This window comes from Rhodococcus sp. UNC363MFTsu5.1, assembly GCF_000686785.1.
Classification (GTDB): Bacteria; Actinomycetota; Actinomycetes; order Mycobacteriales; family Mycobacteriaceae; genus Rhodococcus_G; species Rhodococcus_G maanshanensis.
Genome location: NZ_JMLO01000020.1, coordinates 86,393 through 98,274, shown reverse-complemented (window position 1 = coordinate 98,274; position 11,882 = coordinate 86,393). Strand labels below are relative to the sequence as shown.

The 11,882-nt window shown below is 69.4% G+C and carries 10 protein-coding genes; 8 read left to right on the top strand and 2 right to left on the bottom strand.

The genetic code is table 11. The features are described 5' to 3' along the window. Both BR31_RS0116810 and BR31_RS0116805 read left to right on the top strand, forming a co-directional pair. On the top strand, positions 1-1,979 hold a 1,979-nt coding region (locus BR31_RS0116810; RefSeq protein ID WP_027501992.1), incomplete at its 5' end, for an acyl-CoA dehydrogenase family protein. Between the two features lie 101 nt (positions 1,980-2,080). Further along, positions 2,081-3,229 (top strand): steroid 3-ketoacyl-CoA thiolase, encoded by a 1,149-nt coding sequence (locus BR31_RS0116805; protein ID WP_027501991.1) that lies wholly within the window; start codon positions 2,081-2,083, stop codon positions 3,227-3,229. 233 nt (positions 3,230-3,462) lie between these two features. Here the strand turns inward: BR31_RS0116805 and map are convergent, their stop codons facing one another. Next, positions 3,463-4,230, bottom strand: coding sequence for a type I methionyl aminopeptidase (gene map / locus BR31_RS0116800; RefSeq protein ID WP_027501990.1), 768 nt, complete (start codon positions 4,228-4,230; stop codon positions 3,463-3,465). Positions 4,231-4,282: 52 nt separating this feature from the next. On the opposite strand from map, the gene BR31_RS0116795 reads away from it, so the two are divergent. From BR31_RS0116795 to BR31_RS0116785, 3 genes are all read left to right on the top strand, one after another. Then, the gene (locus BR31_RS0116795) at positions 4,283-4,552 is read left to right on the top strand and encodes a helix-turn-helix domain-containing protein (RefSeq protein ID WP_027501989.1); all 270 of its coding nucleotides are present in this window, start codon (positions 4,283-4,285) and stop codon (positions 4,550-4,552) included. Between the two features lie 198 nt (positions 4,553-4,750). Beyond that, the gene (locus tag BR31_RS29000; protein ID WP_051637498.1) at positions 4,751-5,572 is read left to right on the top strand and encodes a CPBP family intramembrane glutamic endopeptidase; all 822 of its coding nucleotides are present in this window, start codon (positions 4,751-4,753) and stop codon (positions 5,570-5,572) included. Positions 5,573-5,781: 209 nt separating this feature from the next. After that, positions 5,782-6,333 (top strand): VOC family protein, encoded by a 552-nt coding sequence (locus BR31_RS0116785; protein WP_037176958.1) that lies wholly within the window; start codon positions 5,782-5,784, stop codon positions 6,331-6,333. Here BR31_RS0116785 and BR31_RS0116780 read toward each other — a convergent pair. Beyond that, positions 6,326-7,450, bottom strand: coding sequence for an erythromycin esterase family protein (locus BR31_RS0116780; protein ID WP_027501987.1), 1,125 nt, complete (start codon positions 7,448-7,450; stop codon positions 6,326-6,328). The two genes, BR31_RS0116785 and BR31_RS0116780, sit on opposite strands and share 8 nt — an antisense overlap. An 81-nt stretch (positions 7,451-7,531) precedes the next feature. Here BR31_RS0116780 and BR31_RS0116775 point away from each other — a divergent pair, with 81 nt between their 5' ends. From BR31_RS0116775 to BR31_RS0116765, 3 genes are all read left to right on the top strand, one after another. Beyond that, on the top strand, positions 7,532-8,284 hold the full coding sequence (locus BR31_RS0116775) for a TioE family transcriptional regulator (protein ID WP_027501986.1): 753 nt from the start codon (positions 7,532-7,534) through the stop codon (positions 8,282-8,284). 36 nt (positions 8,285-8,320) lie between these two features. Beyond that, positions 8,321-9,970: a GMC oxidoreductase gene (locus tag BR31_RS0116770; RefSeq protein WP_231496523.1), complete on the top strand. Its 1,650-nt coding sequence runs from the start codon at positions 8,321-8,323 to the stop codon at positions 9,968-9,970. Positions 9,971-10,072: 102 nt separating this feature from the next. Continuing rightward, entirely contained in the window at positions 10,073-11,863 is a 1,791-nt protein-coding gene (locus BR31_RS0116765) for a hypothetical protein (RefSeq protein ID WP_027501984.1), read from the top strand. Positions 11,864-11,882 lie beyond the last annotated feature (19 nt).

The window sequence follows — 11,882 nt, the reverse complement described above, 5'->3', positions numbered from 1 at the left end:
AAACCGCCATCGTCGCCGAGGAACTCGGCCGCGCGATGGTGCCCGGCCCGTTCCTGCCGACCGTGATCGTCTCCGCGGTACTGAACGAGGCCGGCCGCACCACCGAACTCGCCGGTCTGGCCGACGGCACCGTGTTCGGTGCCGTGTCACTGCAGCCCGGCGGGCTGAGGCTGGTGCGCGGGGGCGGCACACTGACACTGTCGGGCACGTCGAGCCATGTCCTCGGCGGCCAGGTGGGCGACGTGTTCCTGCTCGCCGCCACCGACACCACCGGCGGCCTCGTGTTCGTGCTCGTCGATCGCGACCGTCTCGAGGTGACCGACCTCCCCAGCCACGATGTGGTGCGCCGCAACGCCGAGATCATCGTCGACGGCCTCGAACTCGCCGACGGTGATGTGCTGGAACTGGATTCGCGGCGCGTCCGCGACATCGCGGCGACGCTGTTCGCGGCCGAGGCCGCCGGTCTCGCGGACTGGGCCACCACCACCGCCGCCGATTACGCGCGGGTGCGTCAGCAGTTCGGTCGGGTGATCGGCCAGTTCCAGGGCGTCAAGCACAAGGCCGCCCGGATGCTCGCCCAGGCCGAGCAGGCCCGTGTCACCGCGTGGGATGCGGCCCGTGCGCTGGGCGAGGACGTCGACGCGGCCGAGGCCTCGCTGGCCGCTGCTGTCGCAGGCGCGGTGGCACCGGAGGCGGCGTTCCAGGTCGCCAAGGACTGCATCCAGATCCTCGGTGGCATCGGCTACACGTGGGAGCACGACGCACACCTGTACCTGCGGCGTGCGCAGTCGCTGCGGATCCTGCTCGGCTCCACCGCATCCTGGCGACGCCGCGTCGCGCAACTGACGTTGGACGGTGTGCGGCGTGTCCTGAGCGTGGAGCTGCCGCCAGAGGCGGAGCAGATACGCGCCGACGTCCGCGCCGAGCTCGCCCCGGCCACCACTCTCGCGGGCGCCGAGCGCAAGGCGTACCTCGCCGAGAAGGGTTACACCTCAACGCATCTGCCCGCTCCGTGGGGCAAGAGCGCCGATGCCGTCACCCAGCTCGTGATGGCCGAGGAACTCCGCGGCGCCGACCTGGTGCCGCACGACATGATCATCGGCAACTGGGTGATCCCGACGCTGATCGCGCACGGCAACGACGAGCAGTTGCAGCGTTTCGTGCCGCCGTCGCTGCGCGGCGACATCGTGTGGTGCCAGCTGTTCTCCGAACCCGGTGCCGGCTCGGACCTGGCCGCCCTGTCCACCAAGGCCACCAAGGTCGACGGCGGCTGGAAGCTCACCGGGCAGAAGGTGTGGACGTCGATGGCCCGCACCGCGGACTGGGGCATCTGCCTGGCCCGCACCGACGCCGACGTCCCCAAGCACAAGGGCCTGTCCTACTTCCTCATCGACATCAAGGGCAGCGGGCTCGACATCCGCCCGCTGCGCGAGATCACCGGCGAGGCCCTGTTCAACGAGGTGTTCTTCGACGACGTCTTCGTCCCCGACGAATGCCTGGTCGGCGAGCCCGGCGACGGCTGGAAGCTGGCCCGCACCACCCTCGCCAACGAGCGGGTGTCCCTGTCGAACGACTCCTCCCTCGGTTCTGGTGGCGAGGCGCTGCTCGACCTGGCCGCCGAGATCCCGGGTGGGCTCGATGCCGAACAGATGACCGTTCTCGGCAAGGTGCTGTGCGACGCGCAGTCCGGTGGGCTGCTGGGGCTGCGCACGACGCTTCGCTCGCTGGCCGGGGGGCAGCCCGGCGCCGAATCGTCCATCGCGAAACTGCTCGGCGTCGAGCACATCCAACAGGTGTGGGAGGTCGCGATGGACTGGGCAGGCCCACGAGCCCTGCTCGGCGACCAGGGCCGGTCCGCGACGCGGATGTTCCTGAGTTCGCAGAATCTGTCCATCGCGGGCGGCACCACCAATGTGCAGCTGAACATCATCGCCGAGCGACTCCTCGGTCTCCCCCGAGACCCCGAGCCCGGAAAGTGACACCGGCCGCCGATTCCAGAAGCCGTCCACCGATCACGTGATGGGCGGACAAACGACACGACGTCCACGAGCTGGGCGTCGCCAATGCGCAAGGAGAAATTGTGGGTAATCCGGTCATCGTGGATGCTGCCCGATCGCCCTACGGTCGGCGGGGTGGTTGGCTGTCCGGACTGCACGCGGCGGAACTGCTGGCGGCCGTCCAGTCGGGGTTGCTCGAACGCCTGCAGCTGGACCCGAACGCCATCGAGCAGGTCATCGGCGGATGTGTGACACAGGCGGGCGAGCAGGCATCGAACGTCAGCCGCAACGCATGGCTGCACGCGGGCCTGCCCGAGCGCACCGGTGTGACGACGATCGACGCGCAGTGCGGCTCCGGACAGCAATCGGTGAACCTGATCGCGGCCCAGATCGCGGCCGGCGTCATCGAGGCGGGCATGGCGTGCGGCGTCGAGGCGATGTCGCGGGTTCCGTTGTTGTCCAACATCTCCGGGGAGGTCGGCCATCCCCGGCCGCAGGGATGGACGGTCGACATCCCCGCCCAGTTCCTCGGCGCCGATCGTATTGCGCGGCGCCGCGGCTTCACCCGGCAGGAGCTGGATGCATTCGGTCTCCGATCGCAGCAGCGGGCCGCGCTCGCGTGGGAGGAGGGTCGGTTCGACCGGCAGATCATCCCGGTCAAGGCGCCCGAAGCCGACGGTGGCGCAGCCACCGTCGTCGCGCGCGACCAGGGATTGCGGGAGACGTCGATGGAGGCCCTCGCCCGCCTGAAGCCCGTGCTCGACGACGGTCTGCACACCGCGGGTACCTCGTCACAGATCTCGGACGGAGCGGCCGCCGCGGTGCTGATGGACGAGACCGTGGCGCGAGGACTCGGCCTGCGTCCGCGGGCCCGAATCATCACCCAGTGCTTGATCGGTGCCGAGACCCATTTCCTGCTGGACGGCCCCGTCCAGGCGGTGGAACTCCTGCTCGAGCGTTCACGGATGTCGGTGAAGGACATCGACCTGTTCGAGGTCAACGAGGCGTTCGCGGCGGTCCCGATGTCGATGGCGCGGGTCCACGGCGTCGACGAGGACCGACTCAACGTCAACGGCGGCGCGATCGCGCTGGGGCACCCGGTCGGATCGTCCGGCGTGCGACTCATCGCGGCGGCGATCGACGAGCTGGAACGCCGTGACGGTGAGCGGGCGGTCGTCGCCGTGTGCGCAGGCGGCGCAATGGCGAGCGGGGCAATCATCGAGCGGATATGACGTCCGGCGACACTCGGCACGGTCGGGGAGTTGGCATCGGTGGTGTCACGTGAACGCGTCCCGGTTGCCGTTGTCGACGGCACCGTCTCGGGCTGGCTGCGCTGGGGCAAGTAAAGCACCGGTACGTAATCGGCTCCAGGCCTAGCGAACTCGGTTCGCCAGGCCTGGGCACCGGTGCTGCTCGCCCCACCCGGAAGAGTCCCGATGAGTGAGAACCACCCGCTTCGGCACACTCAGGCCGCGGTGAGGATCCGCGGCCCGTCCACGGTGATGGCGATGGTGTGCTCGCTGTGCGCCGCGCGGGTGCCGTCGAGGGTGCGCAGCGTCCAGCCGTCCCGGTCGTGCCGGTAGTCGTCGGTGCCGCCGCCGATCAGCATCGGCTCGAGGGCGAGCACCAGGCCCGCGCGCAGCTTCATCCCACGGCCGGGCCGCCCCTCGTTGGGCACGTCGGGTCCCTCGTGCATGACGCGGCCGATGCCGTGGCCGCCGTGATCGGCGAGCACCCCGCGCCCCCTGCTCCTGGCGAAGGCGCCGATGGCGTCGGCGATGTCACCGATCCGGTTCCCGACCCGCGCGGCCTCGATGCCCCGCGCGAGCGCCGCCTCGGTGTCCGCGATCAGGCTCAGGTCCTCGGGGTCCGCCGCGCCGACCACAAAGCTGATCGCCGAGTCGCCGCACCACCCGTCGAGGAATGCTCCACAGTCCAGGCTGACCAGATCGCCGTCGGCGAGCCGGTAGTCCGACGGGATGCCGTGCACGATGGCGTCGTTGACGCTGGCGCACACCACGCCGGGGAACGGGGACGGCGCCCAGGAGGGGTGGTAGCCGAGGAAGGCCGGGGTGGCGCCCGCGTCCCGGATCACCGCCGCGGCGGCCGCGTCCAGCTCGCGCAGACTCACCCCGACCGCGGCGGTCGCCCGCGCCGCCGCGAGGGCCTGCGCCACCACCCGTCCTGCCGCCCGCATCGAGCGCACCTCGTCCTCGGTCTTGATCTCGACCATGCCAACCTCACCTTCGTTAACGAATAACTATACCGGTATTACTATAGGGGCCATGGTGCGCGTGCCGCTGACGGCGGAGGAACTCGAACGGGGCAGGCGGCTCGGCGAACTGCTGCGCGGGGCCCGCGGCGAGGCCAGCATGGTCGAGGTCGCGCTGGACGCGGGCATCTCCGTGGAGACGTTGCGCAAGATCGAGTCCGGACGGATAGCGACGCCCGCGTTCTTCACCGTCGCCGCGATCGCCCAGGTCCTCGGACTGTCGCTGGACCTGGTCGCCGAGGCGCTAGCCGATCCGCCCGCGCGCCGCGAGGCGGCCTCGTAGCCGTCACAACGGCGCCGACTCGTACCGCGGGCGCGCGCCCACCGATTCGGTGTTGGTTCGACGAGGGTTCCTGTTTGCGCGGTCTAGCCGAGGAGCGTTCAAACACTCGGTGCGGGTCCAAGTTTGAGCGTCGACTCACGCCCGCGACACTTTGTTTCAATCTCGCGAGTGGGTCAATTGTCTGCTTACTCTTGCGCAGTGAATACACCGAAGCACGAGGTGCCCTCGTCGGGAATCACCGGCCGCCGGCTCTCCTACCTGGCCTTCGCCGTAATCGTCGTCGCCTACCTGGCGATCATCAAGATCAGTGGGCTGCTGAGCGGCGGCTGGGCTGACGAGGACGACACCCTGACCACCCGAGGGGTGGTCTTCACGATGCTGATCCCGCTCGGGCTCTCCGTGATCTTCACCTACGGGGTCATCGCCGCGCTGGGTTGGTGGCGGCCGGTGACGAAGGACGACCGACCGGTCAACCGATGGGTCTGGGTCGTGCCCGCGATCCTCCTCGGCGCAATCCTGCTGGGAATCAACTACAGCGCGCTGTCGGAAAAGGGCTGGCTGTTCATCGTCTGCCTCCTGATCGCCACACAGTTCGTCGGCTGGGGTGAAGAGGGAATGTTCCGCGGCATCGGGGTGACCGTGCTGCGCCAACACGGCCTGCGCGAGGGCCAGGTCGCATTGTGGTCCAGCCTCATCTTCGGCGTGGTTCACCTGTCGAACGCCTTCACCGGTGGCGGCTCAGGCGCAATCGCCCAGGCTGCCATCGTCAGCGTCGCGGGGTACTTCTTCTACCTCACGCGCCGTGTCTCGGGCAGCAACGCACTCAACTCCGTCATGCACGGACTCTTCGACTTCTCGCTGCTCAGTGGCACCGTCATCCTGCTGGACCAGCAGGCATACCTGGGCACCTTCGCCCCAATCCTGGCCTACCCGATCCTCGCGATCATCCTCCTCCTCAAGCGGCGGAGCATCGAGCCGGCCGACCGCGCCGACGATGCTGCGGTCTCAACCCCTGCCTGATGACATCCCCTGCCCGGTACGGCGTGCGCCAGCCGTTCGTATGGGAGGTCGTGCCTTCGGCCATCTTGCGCTGGTAGGCGGATCCGTCGCTGCTCAGTATTCGCGCCGGGTTGACACCTTGGGCCTCGACGGGGCCGAGGACCACTCCCGTCACGCAGCTGTGCAAATGCGGTCAGAACCTGACCGGATTCGATGGCAACCTCGCGGGCATGACCACGAGACAGTTGATCCGCTCCGATTCCGACCTGCACAACGGCTACGGCAGCGTGAACGCCTTCGCGGCGGTGAAAGGCCATGGGGGCGCACGCGCGTTCATCCGTTTCCTCGCCGAGGTTCTCGACGGGCGAGAAACCGAGGAAGCGCACACCGTCGACACCGACGGCTTGCTGATCCACGCGGAGGTTCGCATCGGGGACTCGTGCCTGATGGTCGTCGACTCCAAGCCGGACTGGGCGTTCACCCCTGCCCTGCTCCAGGTGAACGTCACCGACTGCGACGAGGTACTCCGGCGCGCCGGCGACCGAGGCGCCCGGGTGATCACGCCGACCACGCCGTTCTACGGGGGCAGCTCGCTGGCCCGGTTCGTCGACCCATGGCACAACGTGTGGTGGCTGTTCGGCCCGGCGATCGAGGGCGCACCGGAGCCGACATGGGATCCCGACGCGGCCACCGAGGAGTCGGCGATCCACGCATCGATCTGCTCGGCGATGCGCGATCTTTCGCAGCCGACGGCGTCCGACGAGACCGTGTCACCTAATTGACGTGCAGGATCACACCGACCGTGTCGAGACTCGTCTGGTCGAGGGGGAAGTAGCCCTGCGCCGGGGTGGTGTCGGTGCGGGTGCGGGCGGCGGGGACCGCGGCGGCGGGCATCAGGCCCCAGGTGGCGATCCGGGCCTGGAGGAAGCCCTCGAAGGTGTCCGGCTCGGGCTCTCCGAGCCCGATCGCGTCGCTGTGACCGAGGCTGCCTGCGATGAAGGCGTACCGGTCGCCCACCAGCGAGCCCACGATGGCGCCTGCGCTGGACCACTCGAGGTCCATGTCCGCCATGCGCATGGTGCTCGGGTTCTCCTGCAGGTGGCGGTTGTGCGCGAAGGCCAGTGTCGCTCCCCGCCCGGCCTCGATACCTCGGATGTCGAGGAGGTTCCGAGCCATCAGCGCATCCCGGGTACCCAGTAGGAGCGAAACCCGCGCGCTCTCGCCGATCCGTTGCGCCGCCTGGCGGTGATACCGGAGCAGACCGAGGCCGGCGGTGAGATACGTTTTTGCCCTGAGCCATTCGGCCCTGGAGGTCGTCGCGATCATCTCCGGCGCCCGCGCGTAGAGCATGGTGAGCATGTCGTCGGCAACCGACCGCAGCCGGTTCGCCTCGGCCGTGGCTCCGATGGACACGGCCGAGTCCATGACCGCCTCCGTCCGACTCCAGCGGTCGTCCTCTCCGCAGAGGCTCGCGATGTCGAGGTCGAGCCCCAGATAGTCGCGGGCGTATTCGAGATGGGTTCGCGGGCTGGGCGCACTGGTGGTCTCCGTCGGAGTGTCGAAGCCGTGAAAGCTCAATCGTTCTGCCGGCGAACGGTTCTCGTTGTACTCGCGCATCCAGGCCACCAGCTGCCTGTTGGCGTCCAGGTCTCCGAACCCGTGCGAGAAGCCCTCGCCCATCGCCAGGTCGAGGCTTCCGATGCCCTCCCGGACGAAGTCGTCCACGACGAGCGCGGCAACGCGATCGGTTTCCAGTGCGATCGACCGGAAGCCGTGGTCGACGAGCGCGGCGAACAGCTCGTTGCGGACCCACGCAGAGGCGGGCTCCAGGTGCGTCGGCTCACCGAGCCCCAACAGGTCACATGATGTGGGTACGAAGTCTCGAATGTCCTGGCTCATGTGTCTCAATCGTATCGTTGAAAGCCCCGTTGAAACTTCTGAGGCGTTGACCGGTCGGATGGGCGGTAGAGTCTCAAACCAGTGAGAACCCTGCGACCATCCGACCTCGCCCGCGAGCACGGCATCTCGACCCAGGCGGTCCGCAACTACGAGCGCGACGGCTTCATCCCGCCCGCCGAGCGCTCACCGAGCGGCTACCGGGTCTACAGCGAGGTACATGCGGCGGCGCTGCGCACCTACCTCTCGCTCATCCCGGCGTACGGGTACGCGGCCGGCGGCCGGATCATGAACGCACTCCACGAGGGGGACCTCGAGGACCTCCTGATGATCATCGACCGTGCCCACGGCCAGTCGCTCCGCGATCGGGACACCCTCGATGCCGTCAGGAGAGCGGCGCACCACCTGACGGCCGAATCCGATACCGCCACAGGCCCATTGGACGACGCCCAAACCCGGACCATCGGGGAGCTCGCGCACCACCTCCGCGTCACCCCCGCGACGCTGCGCAACTGGGAAGACGCAGGCATCCTCGCCCCGGCCCGCGACCCGGCCACCGGATATCGCCGCTACCGCGCGAGCGACGTCCGCGACGCCGAGCTGGCCCATCTCCTCCGACGCGGGAGCTATCCGCTCGACCACATCGCCACCGTGGTCCAACAGATCGGAAGAGCCGGCGGCACAGACGCTTTGGCCGCGGCACTGGATGACTGGCAACGACGACTCACCGCTCAGGGTCTCGCCATGCTCCACGCGGCCGGTCAGCTCGGTCACTACAAGGACGTATACGACCGCGACACGTTGCCCCTCAGCCGCGCTCGCCCGTTTATCGTTTAACTGTTCGTTTGCTCGGCGGACGCGTAGGTTGCCGACGTGACCATCGTCGAGCAAGCGCCGCAACCCCGCCCGAACCGACGGTCCGTCCTGCGCGGCGCCGCCCTCGGTGTCGGCGCGCTGGCCGCGGGTGCGGCCCTCGGCCCCATCTCGGCCGCGCGTGCGGGCGCCGCCCCGACGGCATTGACCGGCAAGACCGCCGTGGTCGTCGGCAGCGGGTTCGGTGGCGCGGTCGCGGCGCTGCGGCTCGGCCAGGCGGGCGTCCGAACCACGGTCCTCGAACGCGGCAGGCGCTGGCCGGTCAACCCGGACGGCACGACCTTCTGCACGATCAACGAACCCGACGGCCGATCCGCGTGGTTCGCCGACCACCCGCCGATCAACCAGCTGACACGGCTGCAGTCCATCGCCAGGTACCCGGGCGTCATCGACCGGGTCTACGGCAACGGCATCGACGCCATCTACGGCGTCGGGGTCGGCGGCGGCTCGCTCGCGTTCGGCGCGTTCACCCCGCAGCCCCGGCGCAAGGATTTCGCCACGGTCTTCCCCGCCCAGATCGACTACGACGAACTCGACCGGACGTACTACCCGCGCGCCAAGATGATGCTGGGCACCTCGCCCCTCCCTGCGGACCTCCTCGCGAACCCCGCCTACCGGGGTGCGCGCGCCTGGCTGGACTACATCGAGGATTTCGGCGGCGAACCCGTCCTGCACGACTTCTGCGTCGACTGGGACGTCGTCCGTGAGGAACTCGCCGGCCGCACACCCGCCTCGTACTCGATCGGCGAGGGCCCGTACGGCAGCAACTCCGGCGCCAAGAACAGCGTCGACCACAACTACCTGCCCGCGGCCGAGGCCACCGGGAACGTGACCATCCTCCCGCTGCACGAGGTCATCGAGATCCGGGAGATCTCCGGGCAGGACCGGTTCGAGGTCGTGGTCAAGCGGATCGACGAGTCGGGCGCGGTGCGCGAACACAAGACGCTCGTCGCCGACTACGTGTTCATGGCGGCCGGCTCGTACTACACCTCTGCGCTGCTCACGACCGCCAAGGCGAAGGGCACGCTGACCCGGCTGAACGACCATGTCGGCAAGGGGTACGGCAACAACGGCGACTTCCTGATCGCCCGCGGGCTGCTGCGCAGGGACTGCGGCGCGAAGCAGGGCGGCCCCGGCGTCGCGGTGATGTACGACGACGACAATCCGGACGGTCCGATCTCGATCTCCTGGGAGGCGTCACCGTTCCCCGACATCGCGGGCGGCTCGAACATGGCGAACCTGATCCAGGTCATCTCGGACGAACGCGGCTCGATCGACTACAACCCGGCGACCGGGCGGGCGGAACTGAACTATCCGTTCGGCGAGTCGAACAGCAACGTGGACGCGCGCGGACGGAACTTCGCCGGCCGCTTCCACGAGCGGACCGAGACCCGGTTCGGTTCACCCGCCACCGGGATCCCCGTCTACACCCGGCTCAGCGACTTCGGCTCCGGGTGCACCTGGCACGGTCTCGGCGGCATGGTGATGGGCCGGGCGTGCAGCCACGAGGGCCAGGTCGACGGCTACTCGAACCTGTTCGTCGTCGACGGCGCCCTGCTGCCGGGATCGTCCGCGATGGTCAACCCGGCGCTGACCATCACCGCGGTGGCGGAGCGCTGCATGGACCGCTTCGTGGCCGCCAGGTCCTGAGCCCGGCCGACCGCCGACAGGAACCTCACAGGGCCGGTGAGTACGGTGGCCGAGGCCAAGGGCCCGGCAATCCGTCGGCCCGCCGACGGACAGGAACGTGCAATGCCCCAGGCACCGATGCTGGCGGACCCCGCGAGGACCTCGACCACACCGAGGTCCGCGCGCGCCGTCGTCGGACGCCTGCGGGGACACCGGGCCGGGCCGGATGTGGCGGCCGCGCTCGGGTTCACCGTGCTCGCGATGGTGGTGCTCGGCCGCCAGTGGCGCTCCCCCACCGTCGGCTACCTGATCGGCAGCGGCCAGGACCAGCGGATGTGGGAATGGTTCTTCGCGGTCGCGGCGCACTCGGTCACCCGGCTGGAGAACCCCCTCGGCACGCTCCTGCAGAACTACCCGGATGGCGTGAACCTGATGGCCAACACGGCCATGTTCGGGGTCAGCATCCCGCTCGCGCCCGTCACGCTACTGTTCGGCCCGACCGCCACCTGGACGCTGGTGCTGACCGCGGGCCTGGCAGGGACCGCCTTCGCCTGGTACTGGTTGCTGTCCCGGTTCGCGGTGCGGTCGCGGGCAGCGGCGGCCGTCGGCGGCCTGTTCTGCGGGTTCGCCCCCGGGATGATCTCGCACGCCAACGGGCACCCGAATTTCGTTGCGCTGGCGCTGCTGCCGCTGATCCTCGGCTGCGTGATCCGGCTCAGCCGCGGCGCGGGCACCAAGACCGCGATCGCGCTCGGGCTGCTGGTCGCGGCGCAGATCCTGCTCGGCGAGGAACCGCTGCTGATCTGCGCCATGTCCTTCGCCGTGTTCACGGTGGCGTACTTCGCCTTTCGGCCGCAGCTCGCCCGCGCCGCGGTGCGATCCGCGTGGCGGCCGCTGCTGCTGGCGGCGGCGATCGCGCTGGCGATCACCGCGATCCCGTTGTGGTGGCAGTTCTTCGGGCCGCAGAGCTACCGGGTCATCGACCACGGGGCGATGGGCAACGATCTGAAGGCGCTGCTGCAGTTCCCGGCGCAATCGCTCGGTGGGCGCACCAATCCCGGCCAGGACGTCTCGATCGGCGCGACCGAGGAGAACGCCTACTTCGGCTGGCCCCTGCTGGCCCTCGTAGCCGCGGCGTCCGCCTGGCTGTGGCGGGCGCCGCTCGCGCGGGCGGCGACGGTGACGACGCTCGTGATGGGCGTGCTCTCACTCGGGTCCGAGCTGACCGTCGGACGGAGCCGGACCGGGATCACGCTGCCGTGGGCGTGGTTCGAGCACGTCCCGCTGCTCGAGTCGGTGCTCGAGACCAGGTTCGCGATGGGCGCGGTCCCGGCGATCGCACTGCTGCTGGCGATGGCGACGGACCGCGCCCTCCGTGAGCGGGCAACGCTGGTGCCCTGGTGCATCTGCCTGGTGCTCGCCCTGCTGCCGCTGACCCCGATGCCGCTGCCCGCGGTCGACCGCAAGCCCGCTCCCGAGTTCTTCACCGACGGGACCTGGAGCGGGTACGTCGACGACGGCTCCATCGTGACGGTCCCGCTGCCGAGGCCCGAGGATGCGCGCGCGCTGTCCTGGCAGGCCGAGGCCGATTTCGGCTTCCCGCTCGCGGGCGGCTACTTCGTGGGACCGGTCGGCGCCGCCAAGAAGGCCAAGTACGGCCCGGACGATCGGCCGACGGCTCTGTTGCTGGCCCAGGCGGACAAGACCGGCACAGCGCCCGCGATCACCGACGAGCTGCGTGCGCAGGCGGCAACGGACCTGAGGTTCTGGCGGGCCGACGCGGTCGTCCTCCCGCCGGGAAAGAACCGTCAGGTCCTCCGCGAGACGGTCAGCGAGCTGCTCGGTGACAGCGGTCACGCCGCCGACGACGTCTGGGTGTGGGATGTGCGTGCCCTCGTCGCCGCGGGACGTTGACCCGGACCCCGTCCCATAC

Bases quoted from the DNA above. Each gene is read 5' to 3' on its own strand.
- BR31_RS0116785 (WP_037176958.1), top strand. From the start codon at position 5,782: ATGACCACGAGACAGTTGATCCGCTCCGATTCCGACCTGCACAACGGC.
- map (WP_027501990.1), bottom strand. From the start codon at position 4,230: ATGGTCGAGATCAAGACCGAGGACGAGGTGCGCTCGATGCGGGCGGCA.
- BR31_RS0116780 (WP_027501987.1), bottom strand. From the start codon at position 7,450: ATGAGCCAGGACATTCGAGACTTCGTACCCACATCATGTGACCTGTTG.
- BR31_RS0116765 (WP_027501984.1), top strand. From the start codon at position 10,073: ATGCCCCAGGCACCGATGCTGGCGGACCCCGCGAGGACCTCGACCACA.
- BR31_RS0116795 (WP_027501989.1), top strand. From the start codon at position 4,283: ATGGTGCGCGTGCCGCTGACGGCGGAGGAACTCGAACGGGGCAGGCGG.